The organism is Rhodococcus sp. WB9 (genome assembly GCF_007558985.1).
Taxonomy (GTDB): domain Bacteria; phylum Actinomycetota; class Actinomycetes; order Mycobacteriales; family Mycobacteriaceae; genus Rhodococcus_F; species Rhodococcus_F opacus.
The window spans coordinates 4,601,309-4,626,691 of the sequence record NZ_CP041769.1; the positions used below are offsets into that span (position 1 = coordinate 4,601,309).

Consider the following 25,383-nt stretch of genomic DNA (forward strand, 5'->3'; position numbering starts at 1 on the left):
GCACAAACTTATGACATCGGCTCGGGGTCTAAGAGTCCCGCTGACCCAGCAAGGATCTCGGCCTCAAACTTGTTGATTTCCGTGCCCCTTTCGTCATGGTAGAAGTTCATGCTGGTAACCAACGCCAAGTCCGGAGCTAGCGGATGATCGATCTGCACAAGAGAAGACCGGCCAAAGGGTGTATTCGACTGGAATTTGATTGTGTCGCCCTTCCGTTCTACCTCCTCCACATCGGTTAGCAGGATGGGCGGTCCATACGCAACGAGTTGCCCGAGAATCCGTAGGGAGACCCAGTCGATGAGTTCATCGACCTTCTCAAATGCGATGGCGTACTCTCTTGCAGATTCCGATAGTTCATCGATCACCGAGGCGACCTGCTGACGCCGGAAGTCCTCGCGGCGAACCATTCGTTCGGGCTCGTACTCGTCGACTGCGGCACGGGATAGACGCGAGTGAAGGCGTTTGCGCACCTGGGCGAGTTCTCGTCGGGCACCGACTGTGAGACTAGACGCTTGAGCGACGAACGTCGTCCACTCAAGGGTATTTTGCAGTGCGTTCGCGACCGCGCGGATCGCGTCGTTGTACGAGCGTTTGTCGATACCCAGAAGCTGATCGGTTCCTCGCGGCACCCTGTCGAGCTCGAATCGAGCTTCAAGAAAGTCTCGTAGCCAGCCGAAGTCTCTCCCCGTCTCGGGCGTCGTCCGATACGTATTTGGTGCCAATTGCGGCGCAGGAATCCTTGGGTATCCCGGTAGGCGCGAACGTAGCCAGGATGTCTGAATTGCAGCAGCGGATCCGATCGGCTGAGCCGCGACCAGGAACTCGTGTCCGGCGGCATCGACATTGACCAATGGATGGTGCTGAGCCAGGCTTTCCCAGCTACTGGGGATGAGTGGCTGCCCCGACACAAAGCCGGTGCTATCAATGGTTCGCAGCATCTCAGGGATGCCTTCGGTCGCAGGATTGTTCCGGGGCAGCTGTTCCGTGAACCGCTGGATCAGAGCACTCTGCCGCCACTGATCAGCCAGGTGACCAATCGCGTTCCACACGTCTGTAGTCGTCATCAGATCTCCTCCAGGAGTTCAGGGGAATTGCCGAAATTACGGCTATATCAAAGCCATTGTCGGTCGACGAGTTCGTTGACAGCCTGAGAGACAATCCTTGCCGCTGCGTGCGAAGGTTCCTGACTGAGGAACGCATCCACCCGCCCCCAGCCTGTCCACGACTCATCCGAGCCCGCCACCATTTCCAATACGGCGGCTTCGTCGGGACCTAGGTTGTCCACATACCGATAGCGCACCCCCCGCTCGCGTTGGTCAGCGACGTCATTGTCGGGATCGAGCGCGAACTGGATACGGCACGGACCGACCGCACCGAGCACGGAGTCGTGTTGGCCTGGCGGGGTAATCTGCTGAACCAGTTCTCGAGTGGCGATGGAAAGTGCATCCGAGAAGGCCACGAGCATCGTGACGGTTTGCTCGTGCGTGCTAGGTGCCGGTGCCGTGACACGACGTCTGTAATCGAGCTGCGCGCGCAACCTGTTCCGCCAAATCTTCGTCGCCACATTCAAGGGGCCGCCTGTGGCCTCAAACGTAAGCGCTCCGGCACCGACTTCGGTGAGGGTGCGCTCGCCGAGCCATCCCGCCACATCCCCGTCCACAGTAACCATGTGACGGTCCGACGCCTGCCAGAACGCAATGCGCGGCGGTTCCACCGCAGTTGGCCACAAAGATGCTACGAGCACCTCGGTTGTCGCGCACCAGGATTCGTCGGGACGGAGATCTTCTCGTTCGGCAGCAGCCGGGACGAGAAACGGAAGGTCCGATGCGATCTGGGCCGAGAGGCGGTCCGTCACGCCCGCGAGTTCAACCAGGAATCTAATCCGCGCAGTGTCTGTTGGATGAAGCTGCTCAGGCAGCGGCGAGACGGCGCGGGCGTGTGCCGCCGCGGCGAAGTAGTCGGCGAATGAATCGTGGACAGCTCTGACGACATCGCCACTGGATCGGATGATCAGGCCAGTTTCAAACCCGAATTCGCGCAGGTCCGTGGTAGTGACGTCATGGCCGCTTGCTTGCAGCGCGCTGGCGGCTTCGTTGAGCTGCGTGGTCCACGCGAAACTGTCGCAGTAGCGACGACCGGTATCCGCGAGCGCGGCAAACGCGATTCCCAATCCCACCTCGAGGACAGTGGGGTTCGTGTAGCCGCCCTCTTGGGCACGAGCATGGATGTATTGGCGATACATCGACGCCGGGTCGGTGAACTCCCAGCCCTTGGCGATGAGCCAGATTCCGACGACGAATAGTTGCGGGTTGTCGGCGGCCCCTTGCAGCGCGTGCTCAGCTTGCGCGGCCAGTTCTCGTGCATAGCGGTCATCCAGCTCGCCCTGTGAGAGATCTGCCAATATTTCGAGCCGCCGCTCTCTGTTGAGCTGCTCGACGCCCACCGGGTAAACCGGGGTATGACGGGGAAGCATACCCTGCAGAATCGTCGAATCACGTCCGGCAAGAACCAACTTTGCGCGGACGTCGGACGCGATGAATTGCTTCAATTCAGCCTTCAGCGCGGCCCGCTCCTCGGAGGGGATCTCGGACACACCGTCGATGATCACCGTGACTGCAGAATCGCTCAATGCCTTGAGCCCGGTTGCCGAGTAGGCGCCCACGAACCCAGGAGTATTGATGCCGCGGGCGATCAACGATCCCAGGCGTTTGGGGACGTAGGCTTCCGCGTCGACGACGATGACGATCTCGCCTCGTTCAGCCGCTGCCGCTTGCGCTTGTTTGATCACCGTCGACTTACCGGTCCCGGTCGGGCCGCTCAGAAGCAAAATTTGCGTCGCGCCGATCAGTTCGTCGAGTGGGCGCGACTCCTCCTCGGCAGACGTACCCACCTGTGCACCTGCGCCTGCGACTTCGCATCGCAGTGCCACTCCTCGGGGTGCGTTTCGACGCACCACTTCGACGAACTCGTTCCTGAGATCAGGCGACCACGATTCGGTACCGACGTACTCGCGGCTGTCGGAGAGCAAGGCATCGAGTTCTGTCCTAGTAATTACCCGCACATCGGGATCGGCAGCACCACTCCGTCCGACAACCTGCCGAAGCAGTTCGAGCACGAGTTGCGTGCCCCGCTCCTCGGCCTCGAGTTCACCGGTGACATGCGGCAATAGGCCCGCCACTCGGTCGACGGCGGCGACGAGCAACTGATCGAATCCCGGAGTATCCGCCACGATCGATGCACGCCCACACACTGCAGCGTCGAGGGTGACGTTCCGATGGCGCGCTATCGCGCCCAGATCTGCGCCGTCCCCGTTCCGTGCCATCTCCAACGCTGCTTGGACCTCACGGCCGGTCGGTCCGAGTCGCCCATCGGTCACGAACTCGTATCGAGCGTCGGGGTACTTGGCAGCCAGCGCCGACCACCGAACCAACTCATCGACCAGCGCAGCCTCACCCCAGGTGTACTGCTGACCCCGGATCTTGAACTGCGCCGCCCGCACCAGCGTGTCGTCGCCGGTGTAGATCTCGACGTCGACAACATCGTTTGTCGCTTCGACCCGCACGTAGCCAGCGTCATCGAGGTCAGCGAGATCCAACACACGATGAACAGCTTGAGCGTGCTGGTACGCAAAACCCGCCGAAGCGTCGACACCCCCCATCCAGGCCTCCCCCTCATCTCATCGCACTCGCCCGCACCACCAACCAGCCCGCAACCCGTCAGTTACCGGATCGGCACAGCCTATCCGCTGGCGCCGACACACCTCCGAGTCAGGATCCGATCGGCATGACATAAGGGTCACACGGCCGGGGATCGAAACCCGCACCCCGGCACAGCAGGCGTTCTAGAGATGCCACAGCGAGCCGCGTGAACCACTATTACGGTGGCGTTGTGGTGACTTTTGTCGACGACGACGGATACGAACTCCGATTCTGGCCGACCGGGATTACCTCAGCCGGCGAAGTCTAGGGCAGGTGGCTTCTGAAAGGGATCCAACCGGCGGCACGGCCCACGAGGACTCCACTCGAGCAGCGTCTAATTGACCTTGCGACGACCATTTCTCCGTCCTCCGCGTCATAGCTGCAGATCAGCAATCCATTTGGCGAGGAGCCACCCTGGTGTGGCGTGGCCCGTTTGGGATTCCGATTTGCCGTAGCGTTACCGGAGCGATCATTCCGAGCTCGGTCTTACCGATCGGTCACCGGGCGCAGGGGTGCGTTCTGCAGCCATCATGGCCGTCCGCGCGACATATCGCACCAGCCGCACGCAAAACTCCACCTGGTCGGAGCTAATGCTCCACGAACAACGTTATCGTCGACTGCCGCGTAGCATTTGACGACCGTTTCCGAAGTCTCCCGTCGGCATCGAGACGGTCTGTCAGGTACAGGATCGCGGCCTACTCCAGCAGGTCAGTGGCCAGCGCCTCCCAGTCCCGAGCCACCGCCCAACTTCGTGTTCGTCGATCGTGCGCGACCTCGACTGCTAGGCATCCCATGCGCAGGAGTACCGGAACGTTTACGTGGCGCAGCGCCATGCCCTTCCGGTCATCGAGCACGATCATCCGCGCCAACGTCTTCCCCGCCGACGCGGCACCGACCAGCGAATGGGCCGCGAGGAGCAGCTCGCTGCGCCTGGCCTGCTCCCGCTCGCACCGCAAAGTGATCCAAAGCGTTTCTGGCCCAACGGCTCCAAGCAGAACCGGAGGAATTCGGCGGTCTCGCCTTTCGTCGCCCCAACACCCGAAAACAACGGCCTGGTGTGACTGTGGCGGTCACACCAACGACGCCGAACGCCCCGAGTTGGCCTCCCTGGCGGTTGGTTCGTCGAGCAGCGGCGTCGTGTGATCCGGCAGCGACTGTCTCGCGGCCTTCCGCTGCGCCCGTCCGCCCAGCGGACCCTGCGGGCTTCCAGGGGCGGGTGTCACCCAGGCCGGGGGGCGTCGGAGTCGTCACCAGCGCATCGTTCCAGACGAACTGGACATGCGGCGTAGGTCATTTGACTGTATCTCCCAGTACTACTGATTCACGACGCGGACGGTGCGAGGCGCCCACGGTTAGGGGAGCCGTGCGCCACCCGAGCCGACGTATTTCAGGTGGTGGACCTCGTCGAGTACCTTGACCACCTCGTCGAAGGTGCTCGGGTCGGTCAGCACGTCGTTCGATTCGGCGATGCCGAGGGCGGCCGGGTCGAGGGTTCCGCGGTCGAGGAGCATCAGGGCGAACTCGGCGGGGTTGTTGCGGCAGCGGTAGATCACCCCGTCGGTGTGCGGGTCGGCGCCGAGGATCTGATGGCAGGTGGTCCGGGACCAGGTGTAGGCGCTCCGGTCGCAGCCGACCAACGTCCCCGACAGGTTCAGAGACCCCAGGTCGCCGTCGAGCAGGGAGGCCACGGTGATGTCGCGGCTCAGGACCATCCTGGTGTGGGTTTTGCCCGCGAGCCGTTTCCGGCGCACGATCCCCGACCGTGGGATGGGGATGTCGCGGAGGATGCCTTCCGCGACCGCCCCGGCCATGGTCAGCGCGACGTAGAGGTATCCGCCGTGGGAGGTGTCGATCGGCTCGAACCGGCCCTGCAGCGGGTCGCCGAGGGTGCGGATGCCGGCGACATTGAACGAGTTCGGCGGGTACGGGGACCCGGTGCCGGAGATCCGGTGCAGGACGGTGCCCGCGGGGATCACCCGGGTCTGCGGGGGTCGGCCGTTGTAGCGTTCACTGCTCACCCCGGTCAGTCCATGCCCATCTGCTCGGCCGCCACCATCAGCTCCACCTCGGCGTCGGTCAGCGCGTGCGCGGTCAGGCGGTCCACCGGCCGCCGGTTGTCGATCAGCGGGTTCTCGGTGAACCACCAGTCCAGGGTCCCCCACGGGTCGAGATCGCATTCCATGAGCCGGTTCGCATGCTCCGCGGCCGGCCGGATCTGCTTACGGTCGCGGTCGAACTGGAACAGCGGGTAGCGGTACTGGTTGCCGACCTTCACCCCGAGGAGTTGATGCGCCTTCCTCTTGGTGTTGGCCAGGGCCCGGTTCACACTCCCCGACGGCGAGAGGATCTCCGAGACCTCCATCGAGGAGATCGTGTCACCCGACAGTGACAGCGGGGACTGGTAGGTCAGGTTGCCGGTCGCGGTTTCCAGTTCGACCGTGTCCCGACCGGGCAGGCGTGTGCCCCCCGCCGTCGTAGCGGCCGGTCCGGGATCGGTGAGAGAGGGAGAGTGCGGCGCCCACTCGGCACCGCCGCCCGGGGTGGCGAGGTCGCCAGGGACGCGCGGGAGCCGCTGCAGGTGGATGGTGACGACATCGGTGTCGCTGGTGTCGAACAACGCCCGCATCACCACACCACCGGCGGCCGCGAGGTCGGCGGCGTCCAATGCGGTGCGGAACGCGTCGGTGAGCCAAGGCAGGGCCAACCCGGTCGCCCGCAGATCGAACCGCAACTCGAAATCCACCTCGATCCCGCCGGCCCGGCGCCGCGACGCACTGTCGAACGAGGCGACCACGCTCGCGATCTCCCGCTTCCACTCCTCGGCACTCTTCGGGTGCTCCCGGACCCCACCGGCGATCCGCGCACCCGGCGCGACACGACCCCGGCGGACCGGCAGCGACGGGCCGTGCAGCGACCGTACGGCGCCGACCCCGGCACGACCCGGCGACCGGACACCGGCCGCCGGGGACACGACCCGGCCGGTCGCCGCGCTCCGATTCACCACCCGCACGCGCCGGGGGGTGTCGACGGTTTCGTCCCTCATGACCCACTCCCACCAGAAAGCTACGTTTCTTACGATATAGACAAGTGTAAGTATCGTAAGCTGCGGTGTCCAGCGCCGGGGAAGCAACTACGCAGCACCCTGCTGCGCAATTGGTTGTGAGCGCACCACCTCGCGATTCCCGCACTATGTGGCATCGCGACCGCGATCGAGCGTGCCGACCAGCACGTCACCGTCGACGTCGGGCCGTCACCTACGGGTCAGGACAGGCCACCAGTGTCGATCGGGCTCGCCGGTGTGCCCTCGGCGGCACTTCCTGGCCCGTCCCGGAAGCTCCGTTCGAGATCATCGACCAGGACGGCCCGTCACCAATGCCCCGCACCATCAGGTCGAAACCGGCGGGCAGGCCCGGACGCATAATCGCCGGGCGCCCATGAGCGTCGATTCGGCACCGACGGCACCCGGAGGGTGGCACTTCCGGCACCCCAGGGGGATGTTCACGGCGGCGACGGAAGCCGAGAATTGTCTTTGTACCCACACCCGCCCGAGGAGTCAGCATGTTCAGTCGCACCCCCGCCCAACGCGCCGTCGACACGGCACTGAGGAACGGGGCACTACCCCCCGGCGCGCCTACGCAGGTGTGGGGGCCGCTGCTGGCCGACAAACGCGCCACACTCGCCCGCATGCGCACGATCACGCTGATCCTCGCGGTGACGATCTGGCTCATGCTCAGTATCGCCACAGTCGTCTCCATCGCCGAGGGCTCCGCCACCCTCGCCAGTTACCTGCGGTCGGCGGTCTCGATGATCACCATCGCGGCACTACCGCTCGCGTTTGGCTACCACCTCCGCAAGGTGGACCGGCTCGCCTCGCAACTCCGACCTCGATAGGCCGCCACCATGACCACCACCACCGTGATCGGTATCTGCGTCCTCGTCACACCCATCATCGTGATGCTGGTCGTCGGAGAGATTCGCGATCGCGGGGCAAACCGAACAGGTCCCCAGCAGGTGACCGAGTTCCAGCGACGCATGGCTGGCGGGAAGGTGACGAGGTACGCGATATACACCTTGCGCGACACACCGCTTCCGCCGCCGGACAAGGACGACGACTGCCGCACCCGGCCCCCTCGGTGGATCAAGCACTGACCGCCGCACCGCTGAACCACCGTGACGCCGGGGTGAGTTACCGGGTTCCGGTCGTGGTCGTCGGCGTCGCACCGGGGGATCCGCTCGCCACTTCGGCGGGCACACCGAGTTCGACCTTGATGTAGGGCTCGAGCAGTGTCGACCACGATGCCAGCATCTTCTGATACTCCTCCGGGCACCCCACCGCACGGTCGGCCGGCAACCGCCCCTCTTGGTCGGGTTGTCCGGGCTCGGCCACCAGCACGCCGAGCGCGTCGGGAAGGGCACCGTAATCCCAACACAGCAGGTTGTAACCGCGGACCTGGCTGAGCGAATGTTCGTCGGCGAACACCTGTGCGTTCAATCTCGCCGGGTCGTCGGAGATGTCGAACCAGAAGTCCGCCGCGGCAGCCACACCGCCCACCCCGGCCGGCCCGGGCGTGGTCAGCTGCAGTAAGGCACCGGCCTGGTCGGCGGAATCCTCTTCTCGCCCGGTGGCCGGCAGCGTATACAGGTCGATCGCCATGTGACCGGACTCGTGGAACGCGATCATCCGCGTGACCCCGTCGAAGTACAGGTTGAAGTAATCGGCGCGACCCTCCGACTGCAGCGTCGCGTAATCTTCAGCGACCTTGAACATCTCGTAGCACAACACCATCCGGTCCGCTTCTCCATCCCAAAAGGCGTTGAAACTACCACATTCCATGCCGACGACCGAAACATCCTTGGGCAGTTTGTAGATTTCTCCCATCGCCTCGGTCAAATTTTCGATGACCTTGTTGTCGCGGGCGATGTCCTGGCCCGCCTTGGCCTCCTCCGACAGGGCCGCATGCTCGTATTCTGGTACGAACTTGCCCGTGTCGGGCGCTTGACTCGTCGTCGCGCCCGTGGGATCCGACGCCGAACTGTCGCCGCCATCCGACGAACACGCCCCGGTCAGAGCGAGAAGTGCCGCCGCGACCGCCGCGGACCAGTGGAGCCGAGCATGCAGAGCAGCCATCGAAATCATCTCCATAAGGAGCATGTTGTGAAGAGCCGGGGTGTGGCAAAATTGTAGCAAGCCGCACCCCATCGCAGCGGCTACATAATCGTGGAATCATCTTTGTTACCAAGCGAAAGCAATGCTCCGCACGCACATGTTGATGGATCGGCGCACGGAGGCGTAGGGCCTCCCACTGCCCTCCCGAACCGCAGTGCCTCTCCGGCCACCCTGCCCCGCGCGCGACACAACGATTTCGCGGTGCACCGAATCGGGTCCTCCTATCCACCACGTTCGATGGTCGAATACTGCTCTGCGCCAACCAGATCACAATCTGAGCAGACCGGGCAGGCTCCTGCCCCAGTCGCATGGGTCTCCATGCCCGACCGATGACCAGGCCGGCGACCACAAAGAAGCCAACGGATCCGGCATCCGCCGATGACTCTGCATGACATAGTTGTCGGCGCTGGTCGGTGCCATATTGCCCCAACCCGCCCACGTCTTGCCGATCCGGTCGACCCCGGTGTTGAACGTGTCGACCACCGAAAAGTCCCGGGCCAACAATTTGTCAGCCCGGTGTTCCAAGAACGCCTGCTGTGGCGTGCCCGACAGGCGAACGGGTGGGGCGACGGCCTGTGCCTGCCGAGCGCAGAAACGCGGCGAGCACAGGTCATAGAGGTGTGGCGCTCAACGGTGTGGGGGTGATGCTTTCGATGCCGTCAACGATGCCCCTCGGCGTAGCGGTCACTCTTCCCCATCAGGGTGCAGATCACCCCACCCCGGCCAACTGTCCGAAACCGCACGCACTCAAAGCATTACCGCACCAAAAGAGCGGGGATAGGGCACGCCCCACCCTGAAGGGGACGCGCCCCAACATCGGGATGAACCAGTGTTAACGGGGCACACACCCCCTCCACCACCCGAACTTCAGGAGTATGACCATGACCCAGCCCGAACTGACCACACCGCACACTCCGCGCCGCACCCCGCCCCCGCCCTCGAACGTCGGATGGGCCGTCGCCGCCGTAGTGTTCTTCTGGCCGCTGGCCTTCGCCGCGTTCAGCAACGCACTGAATGTATTCCCCCGTTGGTCCACCGGGGACCTCGACGGCGCCCTTGCCGCGTCGAAGAGGGCCAGAACCCTCGGCATCATCGCCCTGAGCATCGGAGTTCTGTCCACTGCCTGGTGCCTGTCCTCGGCCTTCACCTGACACCACGTACAGACGCGCAGAGGCCTGGGGGTGGTCACTGCCACCCCCAGGGTGGCTAACGCCAACGGCACCCGCCCACCACGATGGAAGAACCAAGACCGGCAACAACCGACACCGCGTCACCACCCACACCCGACGACGACCGCGAGAAAGAACACCCATGACGACGAACACCAACCCCGGCCCGCCGAGCAACGACCCCGACCACACCCAACGCACCGCCCTGACCGCGCACCGCGACCAACTGTCCCGAGCCCAGTGGATCGCGGTGCCCGGCCCGCTCGTCGCCCTGACCATCCTGTGGTGGTTCTTCCCCGCAGCCCTCACCCCGTGGCTCCCCCTGGTCGGCGCGATCGGCCTCACCCTCGGTATCGCCACAACAATCGTCATCAAACAGATGCTCGACACCACCGAACAGATCCTGGCCCAGATGCCCACCACCGCACCCGTCTCAACCACCCCCTACCACAAGGACGACCACCAGTGACCGACCCAGCGACCGACCCGATTCTGACCTACACCGACCACGAACACGCCCACCAGATATCGCTGACCCCGGACCGCTCCCCCATCACCGTCGGCCGCTCCGCCGATGCCGACCTGTCACTTCAGACCGACCCGGACATCTCCCGCCTTCACGCCACGCTCGAACGCATCGGCCTCTACTGGACCATAATCGACGAAAGCCTCTCTCGCAATGGAACTTTCGTCAACGGCACCCGGATATGGGGGCGCCAGACCCTGCACCCAGGGGACGTCATCCGGATCGGTAAGTGCACCCTCACCTACCACGGGGAGCCTGCGACGGACTGCGGCATCACCAGCGTCGGCGACACCCTCGACACTCCCATCGACCTCACCCCCGCCCAGCGCATTGTCCTGACCGAATTGTGCCGGCCGTTCCGCGACGGCACCGATCACCCCATCCCCGCATCGAACAACCAGATCGCTGACGCCCTGAACCTGAGCGCTGAAACCGTCAAGTCGCACCTGAGTGCCATCTGCACCAGATTCGACATCGACGACGTCCCCCGAAATCAGAAACGTGCCCGACTCGTCGCTCTCGCCCTCACCAACAGCATCGTCACCCCACACACGCCCTGACGCCGCTGTTTCGATCACCCCTATACCGCCTGCCTGCGGCACTGCGGGCCCGCGGTGACCGCCACCAGGCTCTTCGCCGCGGTCCCGCTATCGTTCCGGAACGCACCGCGGTGTGACGCTTCCTGGAGGAGGCGGCTGCACCCACCGCCGATCGAGACTCTGATCCGTCTGCCGCACTCACCCTGTCACCGCCACACATCCCGTGCACGAGTTGGCGTCGACCACGACTGCACCACAGTCGCTTTCACCTATGAACGAGCAAGCGCAGCGCCGCCCGTGGATCACCGGTACAGCCCTGACGCCCTCGCGACCGACGGCGTCGACCCCAACAGGCGGGTGAGCTGGAGGATTACGCTCGGCCGTCTGTCCGACCACCGTGCCGGCAAAGGGGCCGCCCGGGGGCACCGGCGACGGCGCCCCCACTCACCTCCACATCCACCGCATCCATCGCATCCACCGCCTCCGTGCCCCACCACGCCACAACGAGGCATCTTGTTGCCGTCGCTGAACTCCTTCGAGCGCGAGCCGCGAGTGCGGATGCACCGGGACGTGACCGAGGGGTAGCCGGATCACCGGCTATTGCAGTCAGTCAACCCAGACCGATACCCAGGCAGGGCTCCAACCCTGAAGAAGTCGCGGCCGCATGCCGCTGCGCCCCCGGGGCAGCGCACAGCGCATCCACCAACTCGCCGCCGGGTGCGAGCCTCGCCCGACGGACAACGACCGCACACCGGTCCCACCGAGCCCCTACCCTCGAGTCCACCCGTGTCATCACAGCGTCGCTTCCGCAGGCAATGCGGAACAGTCAACGAATCGAACGCAGCATGTTGCCGTAGCTGCGGCAAGCCCACAGAGCAGACGCCTGCAGCCCATTACCCCTGTCGAGCAACTCGTTCCGATCGGCCGACTCGATCATCCGGTTCACCAGGACCAGGACCAGGATCGGGATCGGTCGGGTGGCGCGCGGCGCGGTGCACCGGGGGTCTCGCCCCGAGTGTATCGGGGTTGTCACACGATCGGGTGACACTCGATCGAATGCCGATCGGGTAGCGGCTCCGAGTTCGTCACGCCGGCGGTGCAGGGCTGGTGGACGGCCGAGATCGGCGCCGTAGCGGCTTCGGCGTGGCGCCGAGCCTGCTCGATCAGGTCTGCGCGACGGCGCTTCAGTATCACACGGGCCACCACAGCGCACCCGCATCTGATGACCCAACGTGACGGTGGGGTGCGCGCCCACACCGCCCACCGGGTCGCTGAGACGCGCGAAAACCCCGGCGCGGTATGCGCCGGGGCAATCGGTGACTGCCGTCTACAGGGTTCGGGCTTCGCCTGCGGGGGTCAGCCGTTCCCTCCGCCGGCGCCGCCCTGCTGGTTGTTCTCCAGACCGATATTGATCCCGCCATTACCGCCACCGGCACCGCCACCGTTGTCATTGCCGCCGTTCGGGATACCGGGAATCCCGCCGCCCCCCGGAAGTTGGTTACCACCGCCGGCGCCGCCCTGCTGGTTGTTCTCCAGACCGATATTGATCCCACCGTTGCCACCACCGGCACCACCACCGTTGTCATTGCCGCCGTTCGGGATACCGGGAATCCCGCCGCCCCCCGGAAGTTGGTTACCACCGCCGGCGCCGCCCTGCTGGTTGTTCTCCAGACCGATATTGATCCCACCGTTGCCACCACCGGCACCGCCACCGTTGTCATTGCCGCCGTTCGGGATACCGGGAATCCCGCCGCCCCCCGGAAGTTGGTTACCACCGCCGGCGCCGCCCTGCTGGTTGTTCTCCAGACCGATATTGATCCCACCGTTGCCACCACCGGCACCGCCACCGTTGTCGTTTACGGCATTGACCGGCACATCGACCAGGATCGGCGTCGCCGACGCTGCCGCAGCACCGAACATCAGTGCTGCGACGGCGGCCCCGCCGGCGATGAAAATTCGAGCCGTGAGCTTGGTGGTGTGGTGCGACATAGATGAATCCTCCGCTGTTGTTGATGAAAGCCGGTAATGCTTTCTGTGTCAACAATTCTGTCTCGCCAGCACCTGGCCGCACCTCCCCATGAGGAGTGAACGCCCCTCACCCCACGGCGGAGCCGGACTGTCATGGTCCGTGTGCACAGTTTGGTAGACGTCCCCTCGTTCGCGGAACTGCTCGAACAGAGTGAGCCGATGTGAACCGTCACGCACCCAGTGCGCAACCGACGCATCGACGTCGATCTTCCCGTCAGCGACCCGTGGGCCGCCACCGCGATCGGGATTCGGTTCCGCCGATCCGGGAGGTCACCCTCGCCGAACGGTACGGACCCGCGGCGGGCGCGCAGATCTGGACGGAGCCGGGATGTTCAGAACTGTTGCCCACGATCGGGTCACCGGCCCGGCTCACATCGAACGGCACGAACGAGTCCGCCGGACCCAATGACCGTCGGTGATGGGACCGTCGCCGTCGAAGGTGAGCGTGTCGTGGTCGTCGACCAGCATCCGATGGTGCGACCGTCGTCATTCCGCGGTGCATCGGGGATCGGCCACCGAGTGTGCGGTCACCGGCCGCGGCGTGCTCGGCCGCCGAGTGGCACGGTGGCGTCGAGATCGACGCGACCAGCGTATTCGGTGCGTCACAGCCGCTGTGCCGCAGCCTATGTCCGCGGTCTTGCGGTGGTCCCGTCGTCACCATATCCTCGTAAGGTCACATCAGCGGCCTCGCCAGGTTCAGTCACACGGTGACGATGCACACCGTTATCGGACAGGTCTGCCCGAGTGCAGCCGGGCATCAACCTGAGCGAGTAATGCGCGGATCCGAGTGAGACGACGAGCGCTGTCCCACAGCGACCACGGCAAGAAGACGACATACAGTACCTCAGCCCAGCCGATGCTGTCCGCACCCTCCTCGTGGATCCCCAGCACGAAGCCAACCGACCACAACCCGGCGCAGAGGGCGGTAATGACGAGCGACCGCTTCTGCGCTCGGCCTCGTCGGCGCAACAGCTCTTGGACGACCTCCCCGTCTGCATCGTCAGGTAGTGGAGCACCATGCTCAATCGCGTTGCGTACAAGCACTTTTTCGGAATGGGGCTGTCCGGCTCTCAGCCGCCATTGTCCATATACGTCGCCGGCAACGAGCCGGATGGCTACGAAGAGCATCCCGAAAGCGAGGGACTCGGGAATAGACACGAGAAGCACTCCTGGGTGTTGGTGGGTGTGGCGGCTTACCCGCGAGACGATTTCAGTCTCCGCTCCCCGGGGGAGCTCCACGCAGCCCCCGTGAGGTGGGCAGTCCATCCACCCTCGGGCGCGCGCCCAGTCGATGAGGCCCGCGGGAAGTTCGGTTGATCGAACCGGTGATCGTCAGCTGGTCGCAGGGTGTCGCTGGTGACACCACGTGCGAACTGCTCAAACAGGACAGCACGAGCTCTGCCGCCACGTCATCGACCGATGCGCTCGCTCCGTCGCGCGGCGCGATCACACTCGCAGTACCGTCACGGTGCCCAACCGCAAACCAGGCATGTTTCGACGGCGGTAGACGAAAGGTGTGCGGCCGAACCGACACGCGAGCGTGAGGGTCCCCTTCCTGGTGCCGAACTGAGGCACCTCAGCCACCGACGCCGCAACCGCTTGGTCGCCCGGATGGCCCCTGTGTGGATGTCACGGCCGATGGTGCGGATCTTTCCCACCGCCGGATATCGGGCCTGCTGGCCCGACGCCGGCCCGGGGCTCGCGCGAGGGCACCGGGCCGGGCAACGTCGGACCAAACCCCGCCCCCAGCCGCTACCGCGAGGGTGCCCTCGGGGACGATATGTGGGGAATCCGTTCGACCCGGCCGCGGTCGAGGTCAGATGGCGCGGTCGTCGGAGGACGGCGCGATAACCAGTCGGCCCGCGAGCCGGGGCCGATCCGATCGACGCTGAAGCCGCCCGGCATGGAGCCAGGGCTCGGGCACCGACCGGCGAACGGGGTTCCCGAGCCGCTGAATTCGGGTCCGCAACCCGACGGCCCAGAACACGACCAGCCCAGGCTCGTCCGGCAGCGTCGAACACGGCGGCGACCTGCCCTCCGCGCATGCGAGCACGGAGGGCAGGTCTTGGTCGGTGAAGGACGGCGTCGGCCGGACGGGCGCACCGCCAAACCTCACCGGTTGTCGACCGTCGCAGCGGCACCGCACCGATATTCAGGACCGGCATGGTCGCCGGACACCTCGTGGATCAGGCGCGGCAGGTGCGGCAGGTGCGCGGCTCCAGGCGGACGGTGCGGTGCCCTTTGCTCACCTCCCGCGGCGGCTACCCGACGTTGCCACCGCCGGCACCGCCCTGCTGGTTGTTCTGCAGCCCGAGGTTGAGTCCGCCGTTGCCGCCGCCGTTGCCGCCGCTGTTGTCATTGCCGAAGTTGAACGGTCCGGCGGGGAGGCCGCCCGGGCCGGGCTTGACGTTGCCACCGCCGGCACCGCCCTGCTGGTTGTTCTCCAATCCGAGGTTGAGTCCGCCGTTGCCGCCGCCGTTGCCGCCGCTGTTGTCGTTGCCGAAGTTGAATGGCGCCGCGGACGCGGCGCCCGCGCCGAGGATGAGCATCGGGATTGCTACGGCGCCGACGAGGACGGCACGGACAGTGGTCTTCGAGCGCTTGGTGGTGTTCGACATGGTGTTCCTCCGGTGTGGGATGAGGGGTGGTGCTTCGGATGCCGTCAAGGTTGCCGGTCCGCGCCGGGTCGCCTCATCCCCCTCAGGGATGGACACGACACCACCCGTGAAATACGCACCGAAATCGCACCGTCCCAGCGGATTGCGATCCATAGGGGTGGGCCCGCCCCACCGGCAAAGGGGATGTTCGCGTGACATCAGCGGAGGATAGTGGAACGCGTGATCGGCCCACACACCCAATTTACCAAGGGGATTGATGACCCAACCCGAGCTTCAGAAGCAGCCGTATCGCTGATACCCGGCACCGCGACCTCGGACGCATAGTCACACCGTGGTGACCGATCTCGGCCACACCCTCTGAACGACAATCCATCCCGTCCCCGTGCAGTAGCCACCCTGCATGCCCACTAGAGAAAGGCCACGCTTCGTGGTTCTGCGCATATTCGGTCTCTCCTTCGCGGTCACGATCGTCTCGTTGATCATCGCCGCGATCTACGGAGGCCCCCAGGCCGTCCTCCTCGTGGTGATCCTGTCGATCCTCGAGATCTCGCTGTCGTTCGACAACGCCGTCATCAACGCCACCGTGCTGCGCCGGATGAGCGAGTTCTGGCAGAAGATCTTCCTCACCGTCGGCATCGTCATCGCCGTGTTCGGTATGCGTCTGGTCTTCCCGCTCGTCATCGTGTGGCTCGCGTCCGGTCTCGGCCCCGTCGCCGCCCTCGACCTGGCCCTCAACCCGCCTGCCGACGGCGCCGCGTACTTCCCCGACGGCAGCGCCAGCTACGAAACCCTGCTCACCGACGCGCACCCGCAGATCGCGGCGTTCGGCGGCATGTTCCTGCTCATGCTGTTCCTCGGCTTCATCCTGGAAGAGCGCGAGATCACCTGGCTGTCCTGGCTGGAGAAGCCCCTCGCCCGCGCGGGCAAGCTCGACCAGCTGGCCGTCATCATCGCCGGCGCCCTGCTGCTGATCACCGCCGCGTACATCGCCCCCGCGGACACGGTGTCCACGGTGATGATCGCCGGCGTCCTCGGCATGGTCACCTACATCGCCGTCAACGGTCTCGGTGAGCTGTTCAACACGCCCGAGGAAGACGAAGACGGTGAACTGGTCGAAGGGTCCAAGTGCGGACCGACCGCCCTGGCCAAGGCCACCGGCAAGGCCGGGTTCTTCCTGTTCCTCTACCTCGAGGTCCTCGACGCGTCGTTCTCCTTCGACGGTGTGATCGGCGCCTTCGCGATCACCTCCGACCCGATCATCATCGCCCTCGGCCTCGGTTTCGTCGGCGCGATGTTCGTCCGTTCCATCACGGTGTACCTGGTCCGCAAGGGCACTCTGTCGGACTACGTGTACCTCGAGCACGGCGCCCACTGGGCCATCGGCGCACTGGCCGTGATCCTGCTGGTGTCCATCGGCTACCACGTCAACGAGAACGTCACCGGACTCGTCGGCGTCGCCCCGATCGGTGCCGCGTTCATCTCCAGCATCATCCGCAACCGCCGCACCCTCGAACCGATCGCAGCCGACGACCGCGACCACGACGACGAGGCCGAGTCGGTCCCCGTCGGCTGACCAGACCCCGAGAACAAGGAGCCACCATGGCGATCGACTACACCCGACCCTCCCACGGGACACCGCGGGGCGGGGTGAGCCTGAGCAAGGTCACCCTGTCGAAGACGGCTCCCACCGTCAGCCTGGCCAAAGCAGGTGAACAGCAGGGCGCGATGCGGGTCAATCTGAACTGGTCTACCGGGGCGCCGCCGACGAAGAAGGGGTTCCTCGCCAGACTCGCGGCCGCACCGGCGGGCGGAGTCGACCTCGACCTCGGCTGCCTGTACGAGCTGGCAGACGGCTCCAAAGGTGTTGTCCAGGCACTGGGTTATAGCTTCGGAGCCCTGAACACGCACCCGGTCATTCAGCTCGACGGCGACGACCGCACCGGCACCACCGTCGGCGGCGAGAACATGCAGATCAACCTCGCCCGCCCGGAGATGTTCCGGCGGATCCTGGTGTTCGCGATGATCTACGAAGGCGCACCGAACTGGGCCGCCGTCGACGGTGTCGTCACCCTGTACCCCACCTCGGGTCCCCAGGTCGAGGTGCGATTGGATTCACCGAGCAACGACGCACCGATCTGCGCCCTCGCCCTGGTGCAGAACACCGGACGCGAGATCACCGTCACCCGCGAGGTCCGGTACATCAACGGCGGCCAAGACGAACTCGACCGCACCTACCGGTGGAGTCTGCGCTGGAGCCTGGGCAGTAAATAGCCCCCGAACCGCAGAAGGAACGCACCATCAAAGACATGACCCGACCGCAGCCGCCAGAGCCGGAAGTACACAAGCGGCGAAAGGGCAGCGCTGTGCCGCGCCATAGCTTCGCCGCCCACCCGAATGCAGCACCCCTTTCACGCCGGAGACGAAATCAACTGGACCGAGTACGAATTCGAGGACTTCGGGTTCGATGTGTCCGGTCCGCACTGTGACCCACCTGACGATCGAACCTCTTGTCCGCCCGGTCGCCATCGTGTCGACGTATCCCAGGTCGCCGACGTCCGCCGCGCACCACCGGAGCGCGGTCGATGGCGAACGCAGGAGTCACCGGCACAGTTGCCGTCCACACCTGAGTGCAATACTCGCGCACCGATTAAGATCTCGATCTCCTGACGCAACCGCGGCGAGGTGGACGGTGACAACTTCCAGCCGCGGCAGTCACCGCACACGGCGGCCGTGGTCGTCGCAGTTCCGACATCGAGCCCCAGTCCGTAACACGAAGATGAGCAGCTCACCCAGACACGATTCCGCGCCGGAAATCGCCGATGTGAGCGCATACTGGCCCACACGCCCCTGGGACCTGCACAACAGGGACGCTCCTCCGACCTGATCGCCGCGAGAACGTGGCGGCAGTGAACAGACCGGATGCGCCCGTCTCCATTGAAGTCCCACGTGACCAACTCGTCTCGACAGAATCGGTCTCACTCCCCCGTGACGCGAGCACTCCCGCCGTCGAAGCCTCGGTCCGGTGACCCGAAATGGGACCTTGCGACGTCGCGGCGTGCCCTCGACTGTCGGGAATCGTCTCGATGCCCGCGACGATGACACCATCATTCGCGCCGCGACGGTACTGGAGCGATGCCCAGAATGCGGGTCTTCCCCACATGTGTGCTCCACCTGCCCGCGATCGCGTTGGGTGCGGTGGCGGCGATGAGCCCGACAGGGCTGGGGTTCATCACCTCGCGCATCACCGTCCTCGAGCAACTATCGGTGTTCGAATCGAAAGAGCACCCCGGCATCCGATTGCTCGTTCCGACACCGGGCCGCAGCCGCGCGGCACTCTCCGGGTCATCACACTCCGACGTGCGGAAGGGGACATCCTGCTCCCCTCTTCCGCACGATCACCTCACCCGATGAGCCGGGCACGGCCGAGCGGCTCCGCGGCCCGACAGGTGACGAGACTCGCGACAATCACGGCGCGGACCACGCCGACACGGTCACCGAGACACCCGCGAGGACGGACCGCCGCTCGAGCCGCCTGCCCGTCAGATCACCAGCACCGGCGCTGGTGTCGCATGGGTTCGAAGGCGCCGTTCCACCTTCCGCACCGGAGCATGCGGGTCCGCGAGCACCGCCCGCAACTCGCCGGAGCTGTCCGCAACGGTGCGCTCCGCCGTGTCCCCGCGTCGCTTCCAATCCTGTCCTCACGGAGCAGGAGGACCATCACCACCGATCACCTCGTGCCCCGACGCGGTATCGCAACTCGGGTCGTACGCCAACGTCTGCGCATCGCACGGAACAAACTCCTCATCCGGAAACGTGAGTTCCCCATCCGGTTGCACGGCGTCACAACTCGGGTCGTACGCCAACGTCTGCGCATCGCACGGAACAAACTCCCCGTCCGGAAACGTGAGTTCCCCATCCGGTTGCACGGCATCACAACTCGGGTCGTACGCCAACGTCTGCGCATCGCACGGATCGAACTCCGCCGGAATCGAGGGCCCGGGATCCGCGTACGCTGCGCCGAATCCTGCCAGGAGGAGGAACGGCGTCGACGCGACAACCACCGCCGTCCGGAGTGCCTGAATCTTCATGCTGGGAACCTTTCTCGTGTCGTGACCCCGGCGGTGCCGGGGCTATTCGGCCACCTCCCACCCTGCTCGATCACAAGGCCACCGATCGTCCGCCATAGGGTTGAGATCAGATCACCCCTCGGGTTCCGGCGACCGACGATCACGTTTCGGCACTCCAGCGCATGGTTACGCGCTCGTCGTACCACGGCGACGTCCGCCACACCGGGCATCACCGGGAGCGCTGCATCGCCTTCAAATCCGGCACACCCGACTCACCGTCCATCACATGCACCATCGCCACCGAATACCTTCTGCTCGCTTTGCTCACCCGACAGCGCCTCCACCGGCACCCGCATACTCACCTCGCCGCCATCAGCACCTCCGACACGCGCGACAGTCTCCAACACCAACTCGCCGGCTACCCGGGTTCGGGCCCACCCGCATCACCGCGATCCCGCGCACCGACACCGAGCACACCCCCTGCGTACCGCAGACCCCTTCCACCGCGGCGCAGCACAGGGACCGCGACAACGCCGACGACCGGCGGACTCCTCGACCCGCGCCGCCACGGTAGGAGCGGCGACCGCGTCGCGCAGCGTACCCATCAGATCCGACCCGCCACCGGATGCTGGCGGACCGACCGGCGGCGGGTCGCAGGATGCTCCAGGCGTTCCGCCACTCAGAAACCGCCTATCGCTCCGACGTTATGGCCTCCACCGGTATCCGGGCCTCCCCCGGCCGCCTCGAGCCGATAGAGGGCCATACACAGCGTGCCGTCAAGGCTGTTGAAACCGACCTCCGCGTACAAACCCACGGCGTCGTCGTACAACGAGGCCGGCGGATACCAGTCTGGGTGGGGTGCAGCCCGTCCAGTCGCGCGGCGATACCTCACCGCCCACCGGTGAGCGACATCGAAGGCGAACGCGTAGGGGACCGCGGCGAGGAAGCATTCACCGTCCGCGGCGGACCCGATCGTGCTCGACCGCCCCGACAGCACCCGCTCGAAGCCGGCAGCTCGCGCCCAACCTTCTCGCCCCGCCGGAGTGTGCCGAAGACCCGTTCCGGCCGCGAACACTCCCAGAGAGCCGATGACGAACGCAGTGAAAGGAACACCGACGACCGTGGGACCGAACACGCCGAGGAACCCGAGCACGGCCAGTACCATGCACAGGCATAACATCGTCCGTCCGATCCACGTCCTGACCGAGATCGCGAGCAGATCCTCCTGCGCCGCCCACGCCCGGCATGCATCGAACATCGCGCGCATGCCCTGCTTCACCGTATATCCCGATTTCACCGAGCCGTCGGCGACGAAAACCGTTCCTGGCTTTCGAATTCCGAGAGCGTCGGCAAACGCCCGGGAGACCGGATCGATTCGGGCCCATCGATCCGGTGTGCCGATCCCCTCTATCCGCCAGCGCTCGTCCTCGACGAACGTCAGCCGGATCACCGACCGCTCGGCCAGATGAAGCAGAGTCGCCGTCGGCGCGCTGTCACCGATCCACTTTTTCACAACATATTCGACCTGCGCAGGCCCCCAACCCGAACAAGGTCCATACCGCACCGGCACCTCGCCGAGATCCTCACGGGCACTTCGCGACCACACCAGACCTGTTCCCCACCCCACGACCGACAACCCCGCGGCGACCGCGGCGAGCACCCACGAGTCACCGACTACCGCGGCGAGCCCACGCACAGTCGATGCCGGCCCCCACACCAACGGCCACAACAGCCCCACACCCGCCACGACACAGACAACAACCGCAACACCAGCACGCATTCTCGACGCATCCACCGAGCGGGCAGGATCCTCGGCGCGTTCCCCTACGCCAGAATCGCGCCCGCGTTCCACTGCGCCAGAACGGGGTTCGTATTCATCACCGTTGTCGTACATTCGCCTACCTCGTTGCCAGGAAAATTTGCCGATACCGCAATCCTCTACACACCCACACCCGGCAACCAGACGTCACAGGACTACCACCCCCTCCCCCACGGTGCCCGGAAACCCACCCCAACAGGGGACGACACCCCCACGCACGGTGCACCCCGCCACCATCGGCCGTCCCCGAACAGACACCGGGACAGCGAGCATTCACGGCCACAACGTCACACCACCGACACCAGATACCAGCCGGAAAGGCGAACACGACACCGATCACCAGTGCACCCTCAGGGACAGCACCCCGACCATGCGATGTACCGCCGACGGGCCCCCAACGCTACAGGCCACACACAGAGGCACGAGCAGCGACCTGCGGCATCCATGGGGCGCACACCACCTGCTACAACGCGTCCCTGTACCCCGAAGGGTGGGACTGCCCCCACCCTGGTTGACACACGGGGTGTGCAGTTTCAGGCCGCGTGTGCGGTCTGATGGAGCGTCTCATATTCGACGGGTGTCAGTCGACCGAGACCGCGTTGCCGGCGCCGCCGGTGGTAGGTCGTCTCGATCCACCCGACGATCGCCAACCGTAGTTCCTCACGGCTGCTCCAGCGGCGACGGTCGAGGACATTGCGTTGCAGCAACGCGAAGAACGATTCCATCGCCGCATTGTCACCACATGCCCCCACCTTCCCCATGGAACCTTGTAAACCATTGCAGGACAACAATTCTACGAACAATCCGGAACGAAATTGGCTGCCGCGATCGGAATGTACGACAGTGCCGTCCGGGTTGCGGAGCGCGATAGCATTTCGCAGCGCCGAACACGCCAGGTCCGCGGTCGCTGACACCTGCGCCGGGCACGTCCGCGCCTCGGGATCTACGTACCGAAAGGCAACAGCCGCGCCGGTGGGATAGTGGTCCTCGCGAGCTCGGCATTTGCCGTTGTTGGTCGATCGCCTGCCGAAGCAGTTCACGGTACTCGACGAGGCGCGCCCCGGCTAACGCCAAGATGTCCCGACGGGTGGTTGACTCCGAATAGGGAGAAGGACCGCGGGGCCGGGGAACTCGCTGTCCTAGAACTAGTTTTGCGGTCGATTCCTTCCTTTGCGGTTTGTCCGCCAGGCGCCGCGGGTGGTTGGCCGGATGGGTGGTCATCGTGCGGTCAGCGGCACCTCGTGGTGGTCCTGCACTCTCTTGGTCAGAAGGCTGACATGGTTGTATCGGGAGCGCGCTCGGCCTCGGCCTTGTGGTAGTGCAGTTTCCAGAGCAGCACCGCGCCGAGCCAGGATGCAACGAAGAGTCCGACGATGACGTATCCGAACAGTTCGAAGTGATCGGCGAGGGCGCCGTACCAGCCGATCCAGCCGGTGGTTACTCCGAAGTGGTCGGTGAGCGCTCCGGCAAGGTAGACCGATGCCACGAACAGTCCGATGACCACGGTCATCGCGGTGGTCGCCAGGTTGTAATACAGGCGGCGACCGGGGCTGCGGTAGGCCCATGAATACGCCCGGGTCATGAGCAGACTATCGGCTGTGTCCATCATCGACATGCCGGCCGCGAACAGCAGCGGCAGGGTCAGGACAGCGGCAAACGACATACCGCCGTTGACCGCGGTCGTCGCCGACAGCGCCAGCAAGGTGACTTCGCTGGCAGTCTCGAGACCGAGACCGAAGAGGAAGCCGAGTGGCGCCATGTGCCAGGAAGACTTGATCAGGTTGCGGGCGCGCGAGCCGAGAACGCGGTTGACCAGACCTCGGTTCAGCAGTTGCAGGTCGATCTGTTCGGCGCGGAGAGTGCCGACGCGATATTGGCGCCACAGTCGAGTCAGCCCGGTCAACACGACGGCGTTGAGCGCGGCGACGAGGGCGATGAAGCCGATCGCGACCAGGATTGATATGGTGCCGCCGACACCGCGTATCCCGTCCAGGCTGGTGTCGCTGAGGTTGGCGCCGGCGAAGGCGACGAGAACGGCGAGTACCAGCACGACGGCGCTGTGGCCCATCGCGAAGAAGAAACCGACACCGACCGGCCGTCGTCCGCGCACGAGCATCAGCCGTGTGGTGTCGTCGATGGCGGCGATGTGGTCGGCGTCGAAGGCATGACGCATGCCGAGGATGTAGGCGAGGGTCCCCGCTCCGGCGAAGCCACTGGCGGCCGCGAGATTTTCGCTCTGCCACAGGTAGAGACTCCACCCGAGGACGTGCAAGGCGGCGATGGCCGCGACGATTGCGGCGAGGCGCGATCGCTCGGCGCTGGTCCATCGGGTGGTGAACGAGTGGGCTACGGACGCCATGGTTGTCCTTTGTGTCTACAGCGATAGTTCGCTGGCCGCGAGGGGTGGAACAGCTGACGGGCGTGCTGTTCAGCCTGAATCGCTCCGTCGGTCGGATATGTTGTGGCGCTTCGAACTACTGTGTATCGGCAGGTGATTCACGCAGACGAAGAACCATTTCGATCTTCGGTCGTCTTCGAAGGATATGAGCCGTCGATGCGTAGCGCTTGACCCTCAGTGACAGTCACTTTTGCTTTCCGTGCCATCGTCCGTTTCACGGGTGGTCAGCGACCGGGACGGCCGCCGTCCGGCACCACGTGTCGTGGTCCACGAACCTTGAACGGATCGCGCAGGTCTCGATCTGCGAGCGTCGAGGTTGTCAACGCGCAGCGCTCATCAGGAGCGCCGGTGAGACTGCTGACGTGCCGACGCTCGGCGGATCGACTATCGGGCCTCGATCATCGGTGTTGTTCGCGGTACCGGCTCGGACTGGTGCCGTAAGTCGCCGTGAAGGCTCTGCTGAAGACTGACAGATCGGCAAATCCGAACTGGGTTGCGATGTCGGTCAAGGATCGGGGGGTGTTGCGTGGGGCCACCATCGCCTGACGGCAGGCCTCGAGTCGGTGTTCACGAATCGTGGCGGCCGCGGTTGCGTCGAAGCGCGCGAACACTCGGTGCACGGTTCTGGTGGAGACGAAGAACGCCCGGGCGATGTTGGTCGGGGACAGATCCGGGTCGTCGAGGTGCTGTCCGATATACCGCACCATGTTCACGTACAGGTCCCGCACCCCAGCATCCGGGTCCTCGGGCTGACAACATTCCTCCTGCGCCGCTGTGATGGCGAGGTCCGCCAGTCCCCCGGCGAGTCCGATCGCTCCCCCGGAGGACACCTCCCCATCTGCAGCCAGGAGGCTCGACAGCATCGGTGACAGTAGCTGTCCCACAGTCGATGTGGACCTGACGGTTCGTGCTGTCAACTCCTGCGACTGGCTTTCGGTGAGCGACACCGCCGCGCGCGGCCAAGTAAACACGCGCAGGTGCCATTCCGGATGCAGGTTCCAGGTGAACGGTCGCGAACTCTCGTAGAGGGCAAAGTCTCCGGGGCCGAGGGTGCAGGTGCGTCCGTCCTGGATGAGTTGCCCCTCACCGGCGACCACCATGCCGATCTGCATCAACTCGCGTGGGTGGAGGTTGGTGAGCCTCGGCGTTCTGCGGAAGGTCTGGGATGTGGCTGCGACGTCGGCCGCCATCAGATGCGCAAATTGACGGGTATGCACCGTACCGGTGAAGTGCGTGGGTTCGGCGGCGACGTCCAGTGCCACGAACGTGTCGCGGATCGTGTCGATCCAGGTGTCGAGCGCGGTGGTTCGCACTACCTCGCGGCGACGGCGAGGTGTCGACGCCGCCGGCGGAG

21 protein-coding genes and 1 pseudogene are annotated in these 25,383 nt (G+C 65.2%); 9 read left to right on the forward strand and 13 right to left on the reverse strand.

All coding sequences use genetic code 11. The features are described from left to right. Window positions 1-8: 8 nt before the first annotated feature. Both FND50_RS21295 and FND50_RS21300 read right to left on the reverse strand, forming a co-directional pair. Window positions 9-1,064: a hypothetical protein gene (locus FND50_RS21295; protein ID WP_144287010.1), complete on the reverse strand. Its 1,056-nt coding sequence runs from the start codon at window positions 1,062-1,064 to the stop codon at window positions 9-11. A 47-nt stretch (window positions 1,065-1,111) separates the two neighbouring features. After that, window positions 1,112-3,658 (reverse strand): ATP-binding protein, encoded by a 2,547-nt coding sequence (locus FND50_RS21300; RefSeq protein ID WP_144287011.1) that lies wholly within the window; start codon window positions 3,656-3,658, stop codon window positions 1,112-1,114. 858 nt (window positions 3,659-4,516) lie between these two features. On the opposite strand from FND50_RS21300, the gene FND50_RS36500 reads away from it, so the two are divergent. Continuing rightward, window positions 4,517-4,759, forward strand: coding sequence for a hypothetical protein (locus FND50_RS36500; protein ID WP_222105580.1), 243 nt, complete (start codon window positions 4,517-4,519; stop codon window positions 4,757-4,759). 291 nt (window positions 4,760-5,050) lie between these two features. Here FND50_RS36500 and FND50_RS21310 read toward each other — a convergent pair whose 3' ends face one another. Both FND50_RS21310 and FND50_RS36220 read right to left on the reverse strand, forming a co-directional pair. Next, window positions 5,051-5,716, reverse strand: coding sequence for an RES family NAD+ phosphorylase (locus tag FND50_RS21310; RefSeq protein WP_186301116.1), 666 nt, complete (start codon window positions 5,714-5,716; stop codon window positions 5,051-5,053). Between the two features lie 5 nt (window positions 5,717-5,721). Continuing rightward, window positions 5,722-6,741, reverse strand: coding sequence for a hypothetical protein (locus FND50_RS36220; protein ID WP_186301117.1), 1,020 nt, complete (start codon window positions 6,739-6,741; stop codon window positions 5,722-5,724). 515 nt (window positions 6,742-7,256) lie between these two features. Here FND50_RS36220 and FND50_RS21315 point away from each other — a divergent pair. Both FND50_RS21315 and FND50_RS21320 read left to right on the forward strand, forming a co-directional pair. Beyond that, complete coding sequence (locus FND50_RS21315) at window positions 7,257-7,589, forward strand: hypothetical protein (RefSeq protein ID WP_144287014.1); 333 nt, start codon at window positions 7,257-7,259, stop codon at window positions 7,587-7,589. A 9-nt stretch (window positions 7,590-7,598) separates the two neighbouring features. Beyond that, on the forward strand, window positions 7,599-7,847 hold the full coding sequence (locus FND50_RS21320; RefSeq protein ID WP_144287015.1) for a hypothetical protein: 249 nt from the start codon (window positions 7,599-7,601) through the stop codon (window positions 7,845-7,847). Window positions 7,848-7,884: 37 nt separating this feature from the next. On the opposite strand, the gene FND50_RS21325 is transcribed toward FND50_RS21320, so the two are convergent. Beyond that, window positions 7,885-8,898: a DUF4344 domain-containing metallopeptidase gene (locus tag FND50_RS21325; protein WP_144287016.1), complete on the reverse strand. Its 1,014-nt coding sequence runs from the start codon at window positions 8,896-8,898 to the stop codon at window positions 7,885-7,887. A 234-nt stretch (window positions 8,899-9,132) separates the two neighbouring features. Further along, window positions 9,133-9,348: a hypothetical protein gene (locus tag FND50_RS21330; protein WP_144287017.1), complete on the reverse strand. Its 216-nt coding sequence runs from the start codon at window positions 9,346-9,348 to the stop codon at window positions 9,133-9,135. A gap of 398 nt (window positions 9,349-9,746) precedes the next feature. Here FND50_RS21330 and FND50_RS21335 point away from each other — a divergent pair, with 398 nt between their 5' ends. From FND50_RS21335 to FND50_RS21345, 3 genes are all read left to right on the forward strand, one after another. Beyond that, window positions 9,747-10,016: a CD225/dispanin family protein gene (locus FND50_RS21335; protein WP_144287018.1), complete on the forward strand. Its 270-nt coding sequence runs from the start codon at window positions 9,747-9,749 to the stop codon at window positions 10,014-10,016. Window positions 10,017-10,176: 160 nt separating this feature from the next. Next, window positions 10,177-10,503 (forward strand): hypothetical protein, encoded by a 327-nt coding sequence (locus tag FND50_RS21340; RefSeq protein WP_144287019.1) that lies wholly within the window; start codon window positions 10,177-10,179, stop codon window positions 10,501-10,503. Next, complete coding sequence (locus FND50_RS21345; protein WP_144287020.1) at window positions 10,500-11,120, forward strand: FHA domain-containing protein; 621 nt, start codon at window positions 10,500-10,502, stop codon at window positions 11,118-11,120. Before FND50_RS21340 ends, FND50_RS21345 begins: the two co-directional genes overlap by 4 nt. Window positions 11,121-12,455: 1,335 nt before the next feature. Here the strand turns inward: FND50_RS21345 and FND50_RS36225 are convergent. Continuing rightward, window positions 12,456-13,088: a hypothetical protein gene (locus FND50_RS36225; RefSeq protein ID WP_186301119.1), complete on the reverse strand. Its 633-nt coding sequence runs from the start codon at window positions 13,086-13,088 to the stop codon at window positions 12,456-12,458. Between the two features lie 2,300 nt (window positions 13,089-15,388). Then, window positions 15,389-15,745: a hypothetical protein gene (locus FND50_RS21360; RefSeq protein WP_144287022.1), complete on the reverse strand. Its 357-nt coding sequence runs from the start codon at window positions 15,743-15,745 to the stop codon at window positions 15,389-15,391. Window positions 15,746-16,172: 427 nt separating this feature from the next. Between FND50_RS21360 and FND50_RS21365 the strand changes: the two genes are divergently transcribed. The 3 genes from FND50_RS21365 to FND50_RS21375 all read left to right on the forward strand — a co-directional run bounded on the left by FND50_RS21365 (window position 16,173) and on the right by FND50_RS21375 (window position 19,156). Next, window positions 16,173-17,318 carry a DUF475 domain-containing protein gene (locus tag FND50_RS21365; protein ID WP_144289129.1) on the forward strand — a complete coding sequence of 382 codons (1,146 nt, stop codon included), beginning with the start codon at window positions 16,173-16,175 and terminating at the stop codon, window positions 17,316-17,318. A 26-nt stretch (window positions 17,319-17,344) separates the two neighbouring features. Beyond that, window positions 17,345-18,016 carry a tellurium resistance protein gene (locus FND50_RS21370; RefSeq protein WP_144287023.1) on the forward strand — a complete coding sequence of 224 codons (672 nt, stop codon included), beginning with the start codon at window positions 17,345-17,347 and terminating at the stop codon, window positions 18,014-18,016. A gap of 861 nt (window positions 18,017-18,877) precedes the next feature. Further along, window positions 18,878-19,156, forward strand: a complete 279-nt coding sequence (locus FND50_RS21375; RefSeq protein WP_144287024.1) for a hypothetical protein — start codon at window positions 18,878-18,880, stop codon at window positions 19,154-19,156. A gap of 287 nt (window positions 19,157-19,443) precedes the next feature. On the opposite strand, the gene FND50_RS21380 is transcribed toward FND50_RS21375, so the two are convergent. From FND50_RS21380 to FND50_RS21400, 5 genes and pseudogenes are all read right to left on the reverse strand, one after another. Beyond that, entirely contained in the window at window positions 19,444-19,833 is a 390-nt protein-coding gene (locus FND50_RS21380; RefSeq protein WP_144287025.1) for a hypothetical protein, read from the reverse strand. A 658-nt stretch (window positions 19,834-20,491) separates the two neighbouring features. Then, window positions 20,492-21,592 carry a DUF2207 family protein gene (locus tag FND50_RS21385; protein ID WP_186301120.1) on the reverse strand — a complete coding sequence of 367 codons (1,101 nt, stop codon included), beginning with the start codon at window positions 21,590-21,592 and terminating at the stop codon, window positions 20,492-20,494. A gap of 572 nt (window positions 21,593-22,164) precedes the next feature. Further along, window positions 22,165-22,533: pseudogene (locus FND50_RS21390) on the reverse strand (integrase core domain-containing protein); the annotation flags it as partial. 362 nt (window positions 22,534-22,895) lie between these two features. Further along, window positions 22,896-23,990, reverse strand: coding sequence for a HoxN/HupN/NixA family nickel/cobalt transporter (locus FND50_RS21395; RefSeq protein ID WP_144287027.1), 1,095 nt, complete (start codon window positions 23,988-23,990; stop codon window positions 22,896-22,898). A gap of 437 nt (window positions 23,991-24,427) precedes the next feature. Then, the gene (locus FND50_RS21400; RefSeq protein WP_260850598.1) at window positions 24,428-25,342 is read right to left on the reverse strand and encodes a helix-turn-helix domain-containing protein; all 915 of its coding nucleotides are present in this window, start codon (window positions 25,340-25,342) and stop codon (window positions 24,428-24,430) included. Window positions 25,343-25,383 lie beyond the last annotated feature (41 nt).

Excerpts from the sequence above, each read along its gene's own strand:
- FND50_RS36220 (WP_186301117.1), bottom strand. The coding sequence starts at position 6,741 with ATGAGGGACGAAACCGTCGACACCCCCCGGCGCGTGCGGGTGGTGAAT.
- FND50_RS21325 (WP_144287016.1), bottom strand. The coding sequence starts at position 8,898 with ATGGGGTGCGGCTTGCTACAATTTTGCCACACCCCGGCTCTTCACAAC.
- FND50_RS21370 (WP_144287023.1), top strand. The coding sequence starts at position 17,345 with ATGGCGATCGACTACACCCGACCCTCCCACGGGACACCGCGGGGCGGG.
- FND50_RS21300 (WP_144287011.1), bottom strand. The coding sequence starts at position 3,658 with ATGGGGGGTGTCGACGCTTCGGCGGGTTTTGCGTACCAGCACGCTCAA.
- FND50_RS21360 (WP_144287022.1), bottom strand. The coding sequence starts at position 15,745 with ATGTCGAACACCACCAAGCGCTCGAAGACCACTGTCCGTGCCGTCCTC.
- FND50_RS21395 (WP_144287027.1), bottom strand. The coding sequence starts at position 23,990 with ATGGCGTCCGTAGCCCACTCGTTCACCACCCGATGGACCAGCGCCGAG.
- FND50_RS21385 (WP_186301120.1), bottom strand. The coding sequence starts at position 21,592 with ATGCGTGCTGGTGTTGCGGTTGTTGTCTGTGTCGTGGCGGGTGTGGGG.
- FND50_RS21315 (WP_144287014.1), top strand. The coding sequence starts at position 7,257 with ATGTTCAGTCGCACCCCCGCCCAACGCGCCGTCGACACGGCACTGAGG.
- FND50_RS21295 (WP_144287010.1), bottom strand. The coding sequence starts at position 1,064 with ATGACGACTACAGACGTGTGGAACGCGATTGGTCACCTGGCTGATCAG.
- FND50_RS21320 (WP_144287015.1), top strand. The coding sequence starts at position 7,599 with ATGACCACCACCACCGTGATCGGTATCTGCGTCCTCGTCACACCCATC.
- FND50_RS21335 (WP_144287018.1), top strand. The coding sequence starts at position 9,747 with ATGACCCAGCCCGAACTGACCACACCGCACACTCCGCGCCGCACCCCG.
- FND50_RS21340 (WP_144287019.1), top strand. The coding sequence starts at position 10,177 with ATGACGACGAACACCAACCCCGGCCCGCCGAGCAACGACCCCGACCAC.
- FND50_RS36225 (WP_186301119.1), bottom strand. The coding sequence starts at position 13,088 with ATGTCGCACCACACCACCAAGCTCACGGCTCGAATTTTCATCGCCGGC.
- FND50_RS21375 (WP_144287024.1), top strand. The coding sequence starts at position 18,878 with ATGCCCAGAATGCGGGTCTTCCCCACATGTGTGCTCCACCTGCCCGCG.
- FND50_RS21380 (WP_144287025.1), bottom strand. The coding sequence starts at position 19,833 with ATGAAGATTCAGGCACTCCGGACGGCGGTGGTTGTCGCGTCGACGCCG.